The organism is Yersinia vastinensis (genome assembly GCF_044905075.1).
Classification (GTDB): domain Bacteria; phylum Pseudomonadota; class Gammaproteobacteria; order Enterobacterales; family Enterobacteriaceae; genus Yersinia; species Yersinia vastinensis.
Genome location: NZ_CP173260.1, coordinates 1,279,701 through 1,296,336, shown reverse-complemented (window position 1 = coordinate 1,296,336; position 16,636 = coordinate 1,279,701). Strand labels below are relative to the sequence as shown.

The following is a 16,636-nucleotide window of genomic DNA, read 5'->3' as shown; positions in this document are numbered from 1 at the left end:
ATAAGATGAGCAACGACCTGCCCTCCTATACCTCAACCAAATCACCGACATAACGAGCTAACCCACTCCCTCATTAACCCCACCTTAATAACATCAACTGCCGCCATCCCCTGCGCGGCCTCTTGCCGCCACTGAGCCATCAATGCCTTGCGACCTGAAATCCCTAAATGTTTAACAATTTCTGCTGACGGCCTCCTCTGTTGCAAATATTGCCGTAATGCCACAAGAGGTAACTCTGTCTGCAATAACAATCGCTGCAAAGCAGGTAGAGTGGCTTCCAATGAACGGAAAGCAAAAGCAAATCCGGCAAGTTCTCGCCAGTCGTCATCGTTTAGGGAAGTATCAACAGATTTTGGCAGTGACAGTGATAATGGCGTTTCCAGATCAATCCATGGCTGTAACCAATACCAATCACGCACTAATTGTTGTCGTGCTGAGTCACAGAGAGATTGCCCTGCGCGACTCAATGGCAATATCGCCATCGCAGCATAACAGCCACTACTGGCTTCTCGGTGGCTACCAATACGCACCAGATAAAAACCGCAGGCGCGCCAGAATGCCTCTAACTCTGTGGTATAGCCAAAGCTGACCGAAAGAAAATCAAGTGTGTCCTGTTGCGCACGCGCCAGTTGTGCAGTGATCATCTGCCGGGCAATCCCTTGATGCCGCCACAATGGCGCTACCGCCACCCGGCTAATACGTCGCGATAACAACATGGGGGCCTGCCATTGCCCACTATGAGCGGCCAGTGATTGGGCGACCAAACTGCCCTTAGGTCGCCGCCTGCCAGCCCACACATCCTGTGCTAGCTCACTTTTCAATCCCCCCTCATCCACCAGCCACAAGGCACCAATCACGGAATCTGCCGCTTTCGCCGCTGAGAAATGCATTCCCGGCGCATCCATCAAACGTCGAAGATCAAGAGGGGTGGTGCGGTAATGTGCACTGGAAAGTAGGCCATAGAAGTGGCGCAATAATTCAGGATTGTCCTGCCAAACGCGCTTCTCACAGGGGAGGATGTCAATCGGTGCATCAAGAGAGTTGGCCGTAGGCAGTTCATCATTAAATAGCATGATGTCATCCACTATGTGCTCCAGCGGATCGTGCCGCGCCCAACGAATCGGATCCGTCAGTGTTAAGTGGTGCCAATCACTCAACGTGGCGCAAAATTTCAACAAGAAGCCGCGCCCAGTCCCCTCATACCCTTGCACTGTGGTGGTTAACAATGCCCGTGGGAAGTAAGCCAAAAGCGCCGATAAGAGGGCGGTCGGGATAGCGGCGGCTTCATCAATCAATAACCAATCAACTTCACTGACATCATTTTTCTGGCAATGATCCAATAGCGCGTCCGGTGCCCAAAAGTGTGTTCGGCTCCCCGCGCGCTGGCTTAATACTTGAGTCGCTGCTTTACCCGGCCCGGTGACCCAGCAGGTGCCCGGCCATTGTGCCACCAGCATTCCGGCGAGTGTCGACTTCCCTCGGCCTCGGGCCGCCGTCAGCACCCAGACGCCACTTTTTGCCTGCATTAAGCGCTCAAGAATGTCGTGCTGTTCCGCGGTTGGTGAGCCATCGGGCGGTTGCCAGGCTGGATGAGATTGTCCCGCAGGCAAGGATAATGGCTGCCCCTGTTGCCATAAAATCACATCAGGATCAGCCAAAATTTGGTGTTGTACATGATGGATAAAATTCGGTGTGGCAATAGGTATGCCCTGCTCGCTCCAGCGCAAGCTGTCACTGTCGGGCAGATGCGGCCAATGACTCCACTCGGGTACTAGCAGCACCAGCCAACTACCCGCCTGTAATGTGCCAGCCAACACCGCCAGCGCTTCAGTATTCAAGCCATCAGTGGCATCAAATACGGCATGCAACCACTCCTGACCCAGCAATGTTTTCGCCGCCGTCGGGCGGATGCCATTAACACTGTCAGGGAGGGCCTCCCCCATCCATAACCAATCCCCTGACAACTCACGCAGCACCAGAGCCTGCTGTCGTGACCAGTCTGCATGGCCACTGAGCACCAATAAACGCCGGATCCCCTGCTGCGCCATCAATGATTGGAGGGCGGCAATCGACTGATAGGGAATACTTTCATGGTTCACGCTAGGATTTTCCGATCACCAACGACAGCAGCCCAGCGGCAATCAACGGCCCGACTGGCACACCGCGGAATAGCGCCACCCCCAAAACCGTTCCGACTAATAAGCCCGCTACCACTGACGGCTGATGCGTCATTAACGAGACACCGCGCCCACCAAGCCAAGAAACTGCCACACCGACGACGATCGCTAAGATCGACTTCCATTGAATAAAGGAGTGCAATACTTCGCTAGCACTGATTTTTCCACTGGCAATCGGCGTCATCACGCCAATGGTCAATATCAAGATACCGATGGTTAAGCCATACTTTTCTATCCACGGGAAAAACTGATTCAGCGGGGTAATACGAACAGCAATGAGTGCCAGAATGGCTAGTGTAACAGTCATGTTATGGCTGATGATGCCAAGGGCTGCCAGCACTAACAGGATGAGTAAAGTTGGGTCGAGAGCGGCCATGGTTATCCCTGCCTTACAATAAAATGCCGGCGGCGAATGCGCCGGCAAAAAGTGGTCTTATGATAGTCTCTGCTGGGTTGAGGTTCTAGCGCTATTCACGGCTGGCAAAGGTGTTGCAGCTGTTAGGATCACCACTGTCAAAACCACGTTTAAACCAAGCATAACGCTGTGCTGAAGTACCATGAGTGAAGCTGTCTGGTACAACACGCCCGGTACTTTGTTGCTGTAATCGATCATCACCAATGGCCTGAGCAGCATTCAGGGCTTCTTGTAAGTCCCCCACTTCCAGCACATTTTGCGCTTCCATGGCTTTCCCCCACACACCAGCAAAACAGTCCGCCTGCAACTCCATTTTAACCGACAAGCGGTTAGCTTCAGCCTGAGATGCACCTTGCTGCTGTTGGCGCACTTTAGTATCAATCCCCATCAAATGCTGCACATGATGCCCAACTTCATGCGCAATGACATAAGCCTGAGCGAAGTCACCGTCTGCTCCCAGTTTATTTTTCATATCTTCATAAAAAGAGAGATCGATATACACCGTGCTGTCCGCCGGGCAATAAAATGGCCCCATAACCGACTGGCCTGTACCACAACCGGTGCGAGTGGCGCCACGGTACATCACCAATTTCGGCTCCTGATATGCGCGCCCCATCTTTTGGAAAATAGGTTTCCAGGTGTCTTCAGTATCCGCCAGCACCACCGAGGTAAATTTGGCATATTGGTCATCTTTCGCACTGACAGAACGTGGTGGACTTTGCTGTGTTTGGCTTTGTGACATTGGGTCACTGCCATTTAATAACGGTGTCAGATCAACGCCATAGTAACCCGCAACCAGCACCACAATTAGAATAACCAGACCGCCTTTGCCACCAATGGGGGGGCGAAAACCCCCGCCGCCGCCTGATGAATTACCCCGTCTGTCTTCCACATTGTCACTTTCACGACGACCTTGCCAACGCATAGCTGTACTCCCAATGATATTCCTTACACATTATCGTAGGAAATCTATGGAGCTAATACCATTAAAAGAGAAAATGATCAGTATTCAGGGGGGAGATTTGGCATTTTTGAAGGGAGATAGAGATTACCTCCCTTAAACATGAAAACGTAATCGATTGCGCGGTTAGTCTAATTTTACGCCGATACGGTGTGCAACTTCCTCGTAGGCTTCAATCAAACCACCCAAACTTTGACGATAACGGTCTTTGTCCATCTTGTTCAGGGTATTCTTATCCCACAAACGGCTACCATCTGGTGAGAATTCATCACCTAAAACGACTTCACCCTTGAACAAACCAAATTCCAATTTAAAGTCCACCAAGATTAAATCCGCATCATCGAAGATTTTGCTCAGTACGTCATTGGCCAAATAGCTCAGTTCTTTCATCCGTGCCAATTGTGCTTCTGTCGCCCAACCGAAGGTTTTGCAGTAAGACTCATTGACCATCGGGTCATGCATGGCATCGTTTTTCAAAAACAGATCAAACAGCGGAGGATTCAGCGGCAAGCCTTCTTCAATACCCAGGCGTTTAACCAAAGAGCCAGCAGCGCGGTTGCGAATCACACACTCAACCGGGATCATTTCCAGTTTTTTCACCAGCACTTCTGTATCTGACAGCAAACCTTCCATTTGGGTAGGAATCCCGGCTTCTTCCAATTTAGCCATAATGAAATGGTTAAATTTGTTATTCACCATGCCTTTACGATCAAACTGCTCAATGCGCTGACCATCCAGTGCTGACGTATCGTTACGGAACTCCAATACCAATAGGTCAGGATTTTCGGTGGTATAGACGGTCTTCGCCTTGCCACGATACAACTCAGCTAGCTTTTGCATCTTATTACTCCAGTAATGTGAAAGTGTAACTTGCCATAAAATGAATAAGCCCTAAATAATTCGAGTTGCAGGAAGGCAGCAAGAGAGAAAACCCCGATGAGCTTACAAAGTCAAGTGATTCGGGTGATTGAACGCAGCCAACGCACATGCAGCTTGAAGTACGACGGGATTAAAGGGGCCGAAGCCCCTTTGGTTTTATTTGGTACTTGTTGCACTTGTCTGGCTAAGTGCCGCCTGGAACACAGCTACCAGTGCATCATTCTGCGACTGGGTGAGTGTCTGCCCTTTAGGGCCGATGAACTGTAAGCTACTGCGGTTATCAAGGTCACCGACTTGCAACTTATAATCACCCTCTGGCAATTCTGGATCTTTAGCACCTAGCGCATCCCAACTGCTGCTGCTCATCGATTTAACGGTAACGTTAATCGTACCCAGTGGACGGCTGCGATCTGTCACTTTCATACCGACTTTTTCAAGTGCGGCTGGCAGACGTTCCCACAGCACAGCATAAGGTGCGCGAACAATCAGTTGCGGTAAACCGGTATCATCGCTGCCACTTTGAACATCTAACGCGCCGACTCGACGAGCCGCTTGGTTGCTTTCGCTATCAGAACGAACCTTATCCAAGCCCTCTACGATGGCATTCAACATTGCACCATTGTAGCGTTGAATTTCGGTATAGCCGGTAACAGGTTGCCCGCCTTGCTGTAAACCAAGGGATTTCACCACCAATGCCAACTGATAACCTTGTTCTTGTACGCTTATCTGATAACGGCCTTCAAACTGAACGTCTTCATCTGCACGGTTCCATTTGATCCAATCAGTTGTCAGCGTTTGGTTGGCATCCTGACGGCTGGCGATCGCCCAGTTTTTGTCCTGAAGAACGCGCGTAACCTGCGTCCACAGATTACGATTCTGCGGGCTATTTTCTAACAATAGCTTGCTGGTATCGTTGGCATTTTCAGCGCGAGAACCGCTTAACAATGCCAGTGGCTGTACAGGAGGACGAATATCCAACTGTTTGCCCACAGCGCCTTGAGAGTTGACGGAACGGACATCATACTCGCCATTTTGCACAGGCAGAATCATCCCCGCCGGTGAGTTCAGAGGTTTTAACCCCGGAGCTTCAAGATAAGACTCGTCACCGCCAACCTGGCGTTTGTAGCGTTGGTCTGTGGTACAACCTGCCAGCAACATTGCCAGCGAGACACCCACAACCGTTACCACCGTCGACTTTTGCAATGATATTGCCATCAAATTTCCCTAAGAGTTACAGCAAACCTGCGCTTTTCAGCGCGTCTTCCACAATCCGTTCCGCCGGAGAGGTCAACGGAGTCATTGGCAGACGCAATGTATCATTTGCCATGAGCCCCAGTCTCTTCGCGGCCCATTTCACCGGAATTGGGTTTGCTTCTACAAATAAATGCTGATGCAACGGCATCAAGCGCTGATTCAAACGGCGTGCTTGGGCAAAGTTACCTTGCGCAGCCAGTGCACAAAGTTCAACCATTTCACGTGCAGCAATGTTTGCTGTCACCGAAATAACACCTTTGCCGCCCAGTTGCATAAAGTCCAGCCCGCTCGCATCGTCACCACTGAGCAGGATGAAATTTTCATCATCAACCAGCACTTGGATCTGACTTACACGACTTAAGTTCCCTGTTGCCTCTTTAACGGCAACAATATTTTTAATCTTGGCTAAGCGGGCAATCGTTGGCGGTAGCATATCGCAACCTGTACGCGATGGCACATTATAGAGAATTTGTGGCAAATCGGTACTTTCTGCGATCGCTTTAAAATGCTGATATAACCCTTCCTGCATAGGACGGTTATAATATGGCGTCACCGTCAGGCAACCCACTACACCGGTATTATTAAAGCGCTGTGTGAGCGAAATGGCTTCGGAGGTAGCATTAGCCCCGGTTCCGGCAATCACAGGAATCCGGCCATCGGCCAGTTCGAGCGTCTGCATGACCACATCAACGTGCTCGTCATGGTTCAGTGTTGCTGATTCGCCCGTCGTTCCCACGGAAACAATCGCCGCAGTTCCACTGGCTACATGATAATCAATAAGTTTCTTCAGGCTCGCACGATCGACAGCACCTTTGTCGTCCATCGGCGTTACCAGTGCAACTATGCTTCCTGTAAACATCGGACTTCCCGTAAACATTGCCCACCCCCTACTTAAACAAGTCCCTCATGGTACTTTTGACCTCTATCCAAAAGCAAGCAAACAACTGTGTTGTAAGCGCTTGGCAGCAGGTTTTTTTTATGTTTACCATGGTAACCCCAAAGAGCATGACAGGAAGAGCGATTTTGCCGCAGCTTGACGAACATTATCTGGTCATTACCGCACTCGGTGCTGACCGCCCTGGAATCGTGAATACCATCACCCGCCATGTCAGTAGCTGCGGTTGCAATATTGAAGATAGCCGGCTGGCCATGTTTGGTGAAGAGTTCACATTTATTATGCTGCTATCAGGCAGTTGGAACGCAATTACCTTATTGGAATCAACCTTGCCGCAAAAAGGGGCAGAGCTTGATTTACTGATTGTCATGAAGCGGACCAATGCTCAAAATCAGAAAGCAATGCCTGCCACAGTATGGGTCAAAGTGGAAGTGAATGACTCCCCTCATATTATTGAACGGTTTACCAACCTGTTCCATTGTCACAATATGAATATTGCGGAGTTGGTTTCTAAGACTCAACCGGCTGAAGGTGACATTCCTCCTCGGTTGCATATCCAGATCAGTGCACACAGTCCCGCCAGCCAAAACAGTTCATTAATAGAACAAGCCTTTTATCAGCTATGTACAGAACTCAACGCGCAAGGCAGTATTAGCGTTGTGAACTATCCACAGCATGACTCACGAATGGAGAGTTAGTAATGAGCCCATTGAAAGCCGGTGATATTGCGCCGAAGTTTAGTTTGCCCGACCAAGATGGCGAGCAGATTAGTTTGGCCGACTTCCAGGGACAACGTGTCTTAGTCTATTTTTATCCTAAAGCCATGACACCAGGCTGTACTGTCCAAGCCTGTGGTCTGCGCGATAATATGGATGAATTGAAGAAAGCGGGTGTCGAGGTGCTGGGTATTAGCACCGATAAGCCTGAAAAACTGTCGCGTTTCGCCGAAAAAGAACTGCTAAATTTCACTCTGTTGTCTGATGAAGACCATCAGGTTTCCGAGCAATTTGGCGTTTGGGGTGAGAAAAGTTTTATGGGGAAAACCTACGATGGCATCCATCGTATCAGTTTCTTAATTGATGCTGATGGTAAGGTGGAGCATGTGTTTGATAACTTCAAAACCACTAACCACCACGATATCGTTATGGATTACTTGCGCCAAAGTGCCTAAGTTATGATGTACGCGTCATTATCCTTCATTGCAAAAAAGAGCGCTTAAGCGCTCTTTTTATTGACACCGGTCAGTGATTCGGGGGAGTGAGCGCAGCTAACACCGCTGCAGCATCAAGGGCAATATATCCCCAAAGCCATTGCTGTTGCAGCAAGGCAGCCAACAAACTCATCCCGATGAGCTGACACCGGTCAGTGATTCGGGGGAGTGAGCGCAGCTAACACCGCTGCAGCATCAAGGGCGCAGGGGATAGTCAATCTGCGTCAGGGATAAACTCCTCCGGCCACGCATGAATAACCGCTTTAATCAATGTCGCCAACGGGATAGCAAAGAATACGCCCCAAAAACCCCACATGCCGCCAAAGATGATAACTGACAGAATAATGACCAACGGATGCAGGTTTACGGCTTCAGAGAACAGAACAGGCACCAGTAAGTTGCCATCCAGCCCTTGAACGACCAAATAGGCGATAAACAGAGTCCAGAAATCAGCACCAATACCCCATTGAAATAACGCGACTAGTACGACTGGGATCGTCACAATCACTGCACCAATGTAGGGAATCAGAACAGAAAAACCGACCAATACCGCCAGCAACAACGCATAATTCATGCCCATCACGAAGAACACTAAATATGTGGCAATACCGACCACCACCATTTCCAGCACTTTTCCGCGAATATAGTTGGTAATCTGCTGGTTCATTTCCAACCACACTTGCCCGGCTAAACCACGGTTACGTGGCAAGATACGCCGCACGGCATTCAGCATCTGCTCTTTATCTTTAAGCAGAAAAAACAGCATCAATGGCACTAAAATCAAATAGATTGCCAACGTCAGTAAGCCGATAAGTGAAGCCAGAGAGATTTTAACCACCGACTCGCCCATGCCAGACAACTTGTTGCGCAGGTTTTCTGCCATCATGTCAACAATGCCAGCATCCACCAATGCGGGATATCGAGAAGGCAATGTCTGAGCAAAGGCATTGAATTTATTCAGCATTTTTGGCATGTCGGATATCAGAAGATTGCCCTGCTGCCAGACAGTCGGCGCCACTACAAATACCGCCAGCAGCATAATGCCACCGAAAACAACCAAGACGATACTGGCCGCCCACGGGCGCGAACAACCGATACGTTGTAACCGAGCCGTTGGCCACTCCAATAAATACGCCAGCACAATCGCGGCCAGCAGAGGCGCCAAGATACCGCTGAAGAAGTAGATAATGCAGAATCCGGCCAACAGAATAACCAGTAAGGCGATAACCTGCGGGTCAGTAAAACGCCGACGATACCATTGTAACAACAGCTCTAGCATCCGAAATTGCTCCTTAAGTACCATGAGAAACCCGCAAGTTGGCGAATTCCTTTAATCGCCCCGATAAACAGAGGCTGAACCCGAAGGCCATTTTTGCGCGACAGCCATTCTTTTATCGCCATTGCCTTAGCCACCATTCCTTTATATAACTGTTCCTTTATAACGATAGGCTGACTAAGATAGTTGCAAGTCTCAGCAACGGATGAAGAGCTTAACCTTTGACCTATTTGAGCCTTTTTTTGTGATCTAACTCGCTTTCGTGATGATTGTACTGGAGAGCAGACCAAGGAAGAAGAACTCTTACACATCTCGGAGTCTAATTGTCATTACATTAGTAGGGGCAACCTCGTTTATGACATATTGGTTACGTAAAACAAGTCGGTTACGTCAAACAGGCCAGTTAAGTAAAACGGGTCGGTTAAGCAAAACAGTGATCGCCACACTCCTGAGTAGTTTACTGCTCACAGGCTCCATGCCTGTGAAAGCTGAGAGTCAAGACTTGCTACCTGATATCGGTACCTCGGCAGGCGCGACCTTGAGCATTGATCAGGAAAAAGCCATGGGGGATTTCTATGTCCGCCAAATGCGCGCTAGCACCCCGCTGATTTATGACCCGCTCTTAACTCAATACGTAAATACGTTAGGCAATCGCCTCGTCGCCAATGCCTACTCTGTACGTACCCCCTTTCATTTCTACCTGGTTAATAACGATCAGATAAACGCCTTTGCTTTCTTTGGCGGCAATGTGGTGCTCCACTCAGCCTTGTTCCGTTATACCGACAACGAAAGTGAGCTTGCTTCTGTCTTAGCCCATGAAATATCCCATGTCACACAGCGCCATCTGGCGCGGGCCATGGAAGAACAGCAACGTATGGCCCCGCTGACATGGGTTGGCGTATTAGGGTCTATTCTATTGACGATGGCCAGCCCTCAAGCGGGTATGGCGGGCTTAAGCGGCACGCTGGCAGGCGCCCAGCAAGGTATTATCAGTTTTACACAAGGCAATGAGCAAGAAGCTGATCGCATTGGTATCCAAGTGCTGCAACGATCAGGATTTGATCCACAAGCCATGCCTAATTTCCTGCAAAAATTAGCCGATCAGTCACGATATGCGTCAAAACCACCCGAAATGTTGCTGACTCACCCCCTACCTGACAGCCGATTATCCGATGCTCGCAACCGTGCCAATCAGATGAAACCGCACCCGATTGCCTCATCGCAAGACTATTTATTTGCCAAAGTGCGTATTCTGGGGATGTATGGTTCAACTGAAAATAGTCTGACGCCAGACCTGCTAGACACCTTGAGTAAAGGCACTACACGTGAGCAACTGGCCGCTAAATATGGCCAAGCCATATTGTGGTATCAAGCCAAAAAGTATGATGAAGCCCGTAACCAACTACAGCCCCTATTAACCCAACAGCCTGGCAATATTTGGTTCCTTGATTTGATGACAGATATCGATTTAGGCCAGAACAAACCAGCACCGGCTATTGAGCGGCTACAAAAAGCCATTGCGGCTCAAAAAGTTGAACAACCGGTGTTACAGCTCAACTTGGCTAATGCGTATGTCCAAGGTGGGCAACCCGCTGCCGCCGTTAAATTATTGAACCGCTATACTTTTGCCAATCCAAATGACCCTAATGGTTGGGATTTACTGGCACAAGCGGCGGCGGCGCAAGGTTTACGCGACCAAGAATTAGCCGCTCGAGCGGAAAGTTTGGCGCTCAGTGGCAAGCTGACACAAGCCATCGGGCTACTCAGTGATGCCAGTGCACGCGTGAAATTAGGGAGTTTGGAACAGGCTCGTTATGATGCCCGCATCGACCAGCTGCGCCAATTGAATGAGCGCTTCCGCAAGTACCAGAAGTCTTAAGGAAAGTTACAATGAAAGACGTCACGATTTATCACAATCCGCGTTGTTCCAAAAGCCGAGAGACCCTCGCTCTCCTGGAACAACATGATATTAAGCCACAGGTGGTTTTGTATTTAGATACTCCCCCCTCGGTGGCTACACTGAAAGAATTACTGCAACAGCTAGATTTTAGTGATGCTCGTCAATTGATGCGCACCAAAGAAGAACTCTACAAAACATTAAATCTGGCCGATAAAGCGCTAACGCAGGCGCAGTTGCTACAAGCGATGAGTGATAATCCTAAGCTTATCGAACGCCCCATTGTGGTCTATCAGGGCCAAGCACGCATTGGCCGCCCACCAGAACAGGTGCTTGAGATTTTATCGTGATTTAGATGGCCTCGAAGAGGCGAAGCCCATGGAGGGGCTGAGTAACTGAATGTAGTTAACATTGCAGCGCCCCAAGGATGCAGAGGGTTACAACCCCAAAATCTCTTTCACAAAAGGAATAGTCAGCTTACGTTGGGCGGTGATAGAAGCGCGATCAAGTTGATCTAGCGTCATAAAAAGGGTGCGCATTTCTCGATCTAGGCGTTTGAGCAGAAAACGGCCCACATCTTCTGGTAATTCAAAACCACGTAATTTGGCGCGCAGTTGCAAAGCCTGCAATTTTTCATCATCTGACAGCGGCTGCAATTTATAAATCTGGCCCCAATCAAGGCGAGAAGCCAAATCTGGCAAACCAAGATTTAATTGGCGCGGCGGGCGATCACCGGTAATGAATAAGCGAGTACGGCCGGTTTCCACAATGCGGTTATAGAGATTAAATATCGCCATTTCCCACTGTTCATCACCCGCAATGCACTCAATATTATCAATACAAACCAGAGCTAACTGCTCCATGCCATCAAGGACTTCCGGCACAAAATAGGCCCGTTTATCTAGTGGAACATAACCGACAGCCTCGCCTTTTTGTGATAACTCAGCGCAAGCGGCATGTAACAGATGGCTGCGGCCACCGCCTTCGCGTGACCAGAAATAGATATAACTACCATGAGACTGGTGAACAGCAGACTGGATCGCCGCTAATAGAGACGGGTTCTCCCCCGGATAAAAACTGGCAAAAGTTTCATCATCGGGAAGATAGAGTGGCAGTGAAAGCTGTGCCGGCGTATTCAGAAGCACCTCAACCAACAAAACGGGCGGGAAAACATGGCAAGCTTACCACAAAAAATTCCAACAGCATAAAAACCTGAACTGAGGCGAAAAACTGGCCGAACCGACAATAACCGCTCGGCCAGATATCACTTTTACTTAAGCACCGATTCTTCTTCCGGCGCGTCAATAATCTCTTCTTCGGTACGAACCATACTGATCACTTTGAACAGCAAACTCAGGCCAATACCTACAACCGTTGCCAGTGCCATACCTTTCAATTCAGTTGCACCGATGTTCACTTTCGCGCCACTGACACCGATAATCAGGATAACTGAGGTTAAGATCAAGTTTTGTGCTTTGTTATAATCAACTTTTGACTCGATCAATACACGGATCCCAGAAGCGGCAATCACTCCGTACAGCAATAATGAGACACCGCCCATGACAGGTACTGGGACCGCCTGAATAGCCGCTGCAAGTTTACCGACACAAGAGAGCATAATGGCCAAAACGGCAGCTCCGCCGATAACCCAAGTACTGTAAACACGGGTAATCGCCATAACGCCAATATTCTCGCCATAAGTGGTATTCGGTGTTGAGCCAAAGAAACCGGAAATGACTGTCGAAATACCATTAGCAAACATAGAGCGATGCAGACCTGGGTCACGAATCAAATCTTTCTTCACAATATTCGCCGTCACTACCAAATGCCCAATGTGCTCGGCAATGACAACCAATGCCGCTGGCAAGATAGTCAAAATTGCGAACCACTCAAAGCGAGGTGTATAGAACGTCGGTAAGGCAAACCAGTGAGCATCACGGATAGGTGTTAAATCCACCACGCCCATCACGAATGACAAGGCATAACCAACCAACACACCAATTAGGATAGGGATAATGGCAAAGAAGCCACGGAACAGCACCGACCCAAGAATAGTCACACCCAATGTCACCATTGAGATGATGATGGTGGTTGAATCGACCGTCACTCCTTGAGCTGGCAGTAACCCCGCCATTCCGGCAGCAACGCCGGCGAGCTCAAGGCCAATAACAGCAACAATCGCCCCCATCGCCGCGGGCGGGAAGAGAACATTTAACCAGCCAGTGCCCGCTCTTTTTACAATCAGCGCTACCAGACAAAACAGCACGCCGCACATGATAAAACCACCCAATGCGACTTCATACCCCAGCGGGAGTAACAGCAAAACCGGAGAAATAAAAGCAAAACTAGACCCCAGATAAGCCGGGATTTTTCCCTTACAAATAAACAAATACAGCAATGTACCGATGCCGTTAAACAGTAATACCGTTGCCGGGTTAATCTTAAATAAAATCGGCACTAAAACGGTGGCACCAAACATGGCGAACAGGTGTTGAAAACTCAAGGGAATCGTTTGCAATAATGGCGGACGTTCACTGACCCCAATGGTGCGACGGCTCATTTTCTCTTATCCTCTGGCAAGGTTATTTAATTCTGGACGGCAGACCAAAAAAAAGCCGACTATCAAGTCGGCCATCACTTATTATTTTGTTCCGAAAATCTTATCACCGGCATCACCCAACCCTGGGATAATGTAACCGTGTTCGTTCAAGCCCTGATCGATTGAAGCGGTGTATAGCTCAACGTCTGGATGTGCTTCCTCCAACGCTTTGATACCTTCAGGCGCGGCAACCAATACCAAGACTTTAATACTCTGGCAGCCGGCTTTTTTCAGCAGATCAATGGTTGCAATCATTGAACCACCGGTTGCCAACATCGGGTCGACAACTAATGCCATGCGCTCATTGATATTGGAAACCAGCTTTTGGAAATATGGCACTGGTTTTAGGGTTACTTCATCACGATAAACACCCACCACACTGATACGGGCGCTCGGTACGTTTTCCAATACCCCTTCCATCATGCCCAAACCGGCACGTAGGATAGGCACCACCGTAATTTTCTTACCTTTAATCTGATCTACCTCAACCGGCCCGTTCCAACCTTCGATGGTCACTTTTTCAGTTTCCAGATCAGAGGTTGCCACGTAAGTCAGCAAACTTCCCACTTCAGACGCTAACTCGCGAAAGCGCTTCGTACTGATGTCATTCTCACGCATCAAACCAAGTTTATGTTTTACTAGCGGGTGTTTCACCTCAACGATCTTCATTATTTTTCTCCTGGTTAGGCGGCTGACGGCCAAAAAAATCGCGAGATTATACCGCCTTTTTTTTTGAACGCCACAATGAATAGCCTGATTCAGATCAATAGAAAATCATTATTAAGTCAAGAAAGCTAAAAATCAGAGTGATATCACAAGCTACTCGCAAACGTTTGCCTGCGCTGTTAGAATTGTCGCGTTTTCTTCCTAAGCTCAAACAGCCAACCGCCGTGGGGACCTCGCAGTGACCAACAAAACCTCTCTCAGCTATAAAGACGCAGGTGTAGATATTGATGCCGGCAATGACCTTGTTGATCGCATAAAAGGTGTGGTTAAACAGACCCGTCGCCCTGAAGTCATGGGTGGACTGGGCGGGTTCGGTGCCCTGTGCGCTTTGCCGCAAAAATACCGTGAACCTATTTTAGTTTCAGGCACCGATGGCGTAGGCACCAAGCTACGTCTAGCAATGGACCTGAAACGCCACGATACCATCGGTATCGATTTAGTCGCTATGTGCGTCAATGACCTGGTTGTTCAAGGCGCAGAACCGCTGTTTTTCCTTGACTATTTTGCTACAGGCAAACTGGATGTAGACACTGCCGCCAGTGTCATTACCGGGATTGCCGAAGGGTGTAAACAATCAGGTTGTGCACTGGTTGGTGGCGAAACTGCCGAAATGCCGGGCATGTACCACGGTGAAGATTATGACGTCGCTGGCTTCTGTGTCGGCGTGGTCGAAAAATCTGAAATTATCGATGGCAGCAAAGTTGCCCCCGGTGATGTTCTGGTTGCTTTAGGTGCCAGCGGCCCACATTCCAATGGGTATTCACTGGTACGTAAAATTCTGGAAGTGAGTCATACCAACCCGGAACAGACCCAATTAGAAGGTAAATCTTTGGCTGACCATCTGCTGGAGCCGACCAAAATTTACGTCAAATCAATCCTTAGTCTGATTGAGCAACTGGAGATCCACGCTATTGCTCACCTGACCGGTGGCGGTTTCTGGGAAAATATCCCGCGCGTGTTGCCACAAGGGACTCAAGCTGTCATCGACGAAACAAGCTGGCAGTGGCCTGCGGTATTTAGCTGGTTACAGCAAGCCGGCAATGTTAGCCGCCACGAAATGTATCGGACATTTAACTGCGGTGTCGGGATGGTTGTTGCCCTTCCGGCGGAACTGGCTGACCGTGCAGTTGAGTTACTGACGGCATCGGGTGAGAAAGCCTGGAAAATTGGCGTAATTGCTACTGCGAATGAAGGCGCAGAGCAGGTTATTATTAACCAATAATATTATTTACGGCATTAGCCCCTGCAGCTTCAAGTCGAAGGGTATACCCAAAGTTATTGAAGTGGCAGGTAGGCAGCAAGTAAATGAATCCCGATGAGCTTACTTAGGTAAGTGATTCGGGTGAGTGAGCGCAGCTAACACCCTGCAGCTTCAAGTCGAAGGGTATACCCAAAGTTATTGAAGTGGCAGGTAGGCAGCAAGTGAATGAATCCCGATGAGCTTACTTAGGCAAGTGATTCGGGTGAGTGAGCGCAGCTAACACCCCTGCAGCTTCAAGTACGAAGGGTATATGAAAAAAATCGTAGTTTTGGTCTCCGGCCAGGGCAGCAACTTGCAAGCACTGATAGACGCCCAGCAGCAAGGGCGTATTGCAGGCACAATCAGTGCAGTGTTCAGCAATAATCCGCAGGCTTATGGTTTGGAACGTGCGGCACAAGCTGAGATTCCGGCTCACGCGCTGGATGCTCAAGCATTCTCTGACCGTGCTAGTTTTGATTTAGCATTGGCGCAGGCTATTGATCAATATCAGCCTGATTTACTGGTGTTGGCGGGTTACATGCGTATTCTCAGCCCGGAATTTGTGCAGCATTATGCTGGCCGGATGTTGAATATCCACCCTTCCTTATTGCCGAAGTATCCCGGTTTGCACACCCATCGGCAGGCTCTGGAAAATGGTGATCAGGAACATGGCACTTCGGTACATTTTGTTACTGAAGAGCTGGATGGCGGCCCCGTTATCCTGCAAGCCAAAGTCCCGATTTTCAGTGATGATAGTGAAGAGGATGTGGTCGAGAGAGTGCAAACTCAAGAACACAATATTTATCCACTGGTAGTTAGTTGGTTCACCGATGGCCGTCTGTTGATGCGTGATAATGCGGCCTGGTTGGATGGTGAGCGCTTACCTATACAAGGTTACGCGGCTGAATAGTCACCAATAAAGCACATAATAAAGGCGCAACCCGTGATAAGGTCTGCGCCTTTTTGCTTATTCTTTTATGATACCCAAAGTCATTAAAATTGCAGGAAGTCGGTAAGGGAACGCATCCCAATGAGCTTACGAAGCCAAGTGATTCGGATAACTGACCGCAACCAACACACCTGTAACTTCAAGTACGAAGGGTATAA

Annotated in this window: 16 protein-coding genes; 6 read left to right on the top strand and 10 right to left on the bottom strand. The window is 49.1% G+C overall.

Translation table 11 applies throughout. From position 1 onward, the window contains the following. Positions 1-41: 41 nt before the first annotated feature. The 6 genes from ACIOG0_RS05880 to dapA form a co-directional block, all read right to left on the bottom strand. The gene (locus ACIOG0_RS05880) at positions 42-2,048 is read right to left on the bottom strand and encodes a tRNA(Met) cytidine acetyltransferase TmcA (RefSeq protein ID WP_164908361.1); all 2,007 of its coding nucleotides are present in this window, start codon (positions 2,046-2,048) and stop codon (positions 42-44) included. 52 nt (positions 2,049-2,100) lie between these two features. Next, entirely contained in the window at positions 2,101-2,553 is a 453-nt protein-coding gene (locus ACIOG0_RS05875) for a DUF441 domain-containing protein (RefSeq protein ID WP_050101428.1), read from the bottom strand. 91 nt (positions 2,554-2,644) lie between these two features. Beyond that, a complete protein-coding gene (locus ACIOG0_RS05870; RefSeq protein WP_050101427.1) occupies positions 2,645-3,517 on the bottom strand; it encodes a neutral zinc metallopeptidase in 873 nt (290 codons plus the stop codon). Positions 3,518-3,679: 162 nt separating this feature from the next. Next, on the bottom strand, positions 3,680-4,393 hold the full coding sequence (gene purC, locus ACIOG0_RS05865; RefSeq protein ID WP_050101426.1) for a phosphoribosylaminoimidazolesuccinocarboxamide synthase: 714 nt from the start codon (positions 4,391-4,393) through the stop codon (positions 3,680-3,682). A gap of 195 nt (positions 4,394-4,588) precedes the next feature. Next, complete coding sequence (bamC, locus tag ACIOG0_RS05860; protein WP_050140685.1) at positions 4,589-5,647, bottom strand: outer membrane protein assembly factor BamC; 1,059 nt, start codon at positions 5,645-5,647, stop codon at positions 4,589-4,591. Positions 5,648-5,663: 16 nt separating this feature from the next. Beyond that, entirely contained in the window at positions 5,664-6,545 is an 882-nt protein-coding gene (dapA, locus tag ACIOG0_RS05855; RefSeq protein WP_050101424.1) for a 4-hydroxy-tetrahydrodipicolinate synthase, read from the bottom strand. A gap of 164 nt (positions 6,546-6,709) precedes the next feature. Here dapA and ACIOG0_RS05850 point away from each other — a divergent pair, with 164 nt between their 5' ends. Next, positions 6,710-7,279 (top strand): glycine cleavage system transcriptional repressor, encoded by a 570-nt coding sequence (locus ACIOG0_RS05850; protein ID WP_050101448.1) that lies wholly within the window; start codon positions 6,710-6,712, stop codon positions 7,277-7,279. Positions 7,280-7,281: 2 nt separating this feature from the next. Then, complete coding sequence (gene bcp / locus ACIOG0_RS05845; protein WP_050101423.1) at positions 7,282-7,752, top strand: thioredoxin-dependent thiol peroxidase; 471 nt, start codon at positions 7,282-7,284, stop codon at positions 7,750-7,752. A gap of 253 nt (positions 7,753-8,005) precedes the next feature. Here the strand turns inward: bcp and ACIOG0_RS05840 are convergent, their stop codons facing one another. Continuing rightward, positions 8,006-9,070 (bottom strand): AI-2E family transporter, encoded by a 1,065-nt coding sequence (locus tag ACIOG0_RS05840; protein WP_128451393.1) that lies wholly within the window; start codon positions 9,068-9,070, stop codon positions 8,006-8,008. A gap of 352 nt (positions 9,071-9,422) precedes the next feature. On the opposite strand from ACIOG0_RS05840, the gene ACIOG0_RS05835 reads away from it, so the two are divergent. Continuing rightward, positions 9,423-10,946 carry a M48 family metallopeptidase gene (locus ACIOG0_RS05835; RefSeq protein ID WP_050101421.1) on the top strand — a complete coding sequence of 508 codons (1,524 nt, stop codon included), beginning with the start codon at positions 9,423-9,425 and terminating at the stop codon, positions 10,944-10,946. An 11-nt stretch (positions 10,947-10,957) separates the two neighbouring features. Next, the gene (gene arsC, locus ACIOG0_RS05830; protein WP_050101420.1) at positions 10,958-11,314 is read left to right on the top strand and encodes an arsenate reductase (glutaredoxin); all 357 of its coding nucleotides are present in this window, start codon (positions 10,958-10,960) and stop codon (positions 11,312-11,314) included. 87 nt (positions 11,315-11,401) lie between these two features. On the opposite strand, the gene hda is transcribed toward arsC, so the two are convergent. The 3 genes from hda to upp all read right to left on the bottom strand — a co-directional run bounded on the left by hda (position 11,402) and on the right by upp (position 14,232). Next, positions 11,402-12,109, bottom strand: a complete 708-nt coding sequence (hda, locus tag ACIOG0_RS05825; RefSeq protein WP_050101447.1) for a DnaA inactivator Hda — start codon at positions 12,107-12,109, stop codon at positions 11,402-11,404. 125 nt (positions 12,110-12,234) lie between these two features. Next, entirely contained in the window at positions 12,235-13,524 is a 1,290-nt protein-coding gene (uraA, locus tag ACIOG0_RS05820; protein WP_050101419.1) for a uracil permease, read from the bottom strand. An 81-nt stretch (positions 13,525-13,605) separates the two neighbouring features. Beyond that, a complete protein-coding gene (upp, locus tag ACIOG0_RS05815) occupies positions 13,606-14,232 on the bottom strand; it encodes a uracil phosphoribosyltransferase (protein WP_050101418.1) in 627 nt (208 codons plus the stop codon). Positions 14,233-14,467: 235 nt separating this feature from the next. On the opposite strand from upp, the gene purM reads away from it, so the two are divergent. Together purM and purN are read left to right on the top strand one after the other, a co-directional pair. Further along, positions 14,468-15,511: a phosphoribosylformylglycinamidine cyclo-ligase gene (purM, locus tag ACIOG0_RS05810; protein WP_128451392.1), complete on the top strand. Its 1,044-nt coding sequence runs from the start codon at positions 14,468-14,470 to the stop codon at positions 15,509-15,511. Between the two features lie 289 nt (positions 15,512-15,800). Beyond that, a complete protein-coding gene (gene purN / locus ACIOG0_RS05805; protein WP_050101416.1) occupies positions 15,801-16,439 on the top strand; it encodes a phosphoribosylglycinamide formyltransferase in 639 nt (212 codons plus the stop codon). Positions 16,440-16,636 lie beyond the last annotated feature (197 nt).

Coding starts and splice junctions, on each gene's coding strand:
- ACIOG0_RS05880 (WP_164908361.1), bottom strand. CDS start 2,048: ATGGCGCAGCAGGGGATCCGGCGTTTATTGGTGCTCAGTGGCCATGCA.
- ACIOG0_RS05875 (WP_050101428.1), bottom strand. CDS start 2,553: ATGGCCGCTCTCGACCCAACTTTACTCATCCTGTTAGTGCTGGCAGCC.
- ACIOG0_RS05870 (WP_050101427.1), bottom strand. CDS start 3,517: ATGCGTTGGCAAGGTCGTCGTGAAAGTGACAATGTGGAAGACAGACGG.
- purC (WP_050101426.1), bottom strand. CDS start 4,393: ATGCAAAAGCTAGCTGAGTTGTATCGTGGCAAGGCGAAGACCGTCTAT.
- bamC (WP_050140685.1), bottom strand. CDS start 5,647: ATGGCAATATCATTGCAAAAGTCGACGGTGGTAACGGTTGTGGGTGTC.
- dapA (WP_050101424.1), bottom strand. CDS start 6,545: ATGTTTACAGGAAGCATAGTTGCACTGGTAACGCCGATGGACGACAAA.
- bcp (WP_050101423.1), top strand. CDS start 7,282: ATGAGCCCATTGAAAGCCGGTGATATTGCGCCGAAGTTTAGTTTGCCC.
- ACIOG0_RS05840 (WP_128451393.1), bottom strand. CDS start 9,070: ATGCTAGAGCTGTTGTTACAATGGTATCGTCGGCGTTTTACTGACCCG.
- ACIOG0_RS05835 (WP_050101421.1), top strand. CDS start 9,423: ATGACATATTGGTTACGTAAAACAAGTCGGTTACGTCAAACAGGCCAG.
- arsC (WP_050101420.1), top strand. CDS start 10,958: ATGAAAGACGTCACGATTTATCACAATCCGCGTTGTTCCAAAAGCCGA.
- uraA (WP_050101419.1), bottom strand. CDS start 13,524: ATGAGCCGTCGCACCATTGGGGTCAGTGAACGTCCGCCATTATTGCAA.
- upp (WP_050101418.1), bottom strand. CDS start 14,232: ATGAAGATCGTTGAGGTGAAACACCCGCTAGTAAAACATAAACTTGGT.
- purN (WP_050101416.1), top strand. CDS start 15,801: ATGAAAAAAATCGTAGTTTTGGTCTCCGGCCAGGGCAGCAACTTGCAA.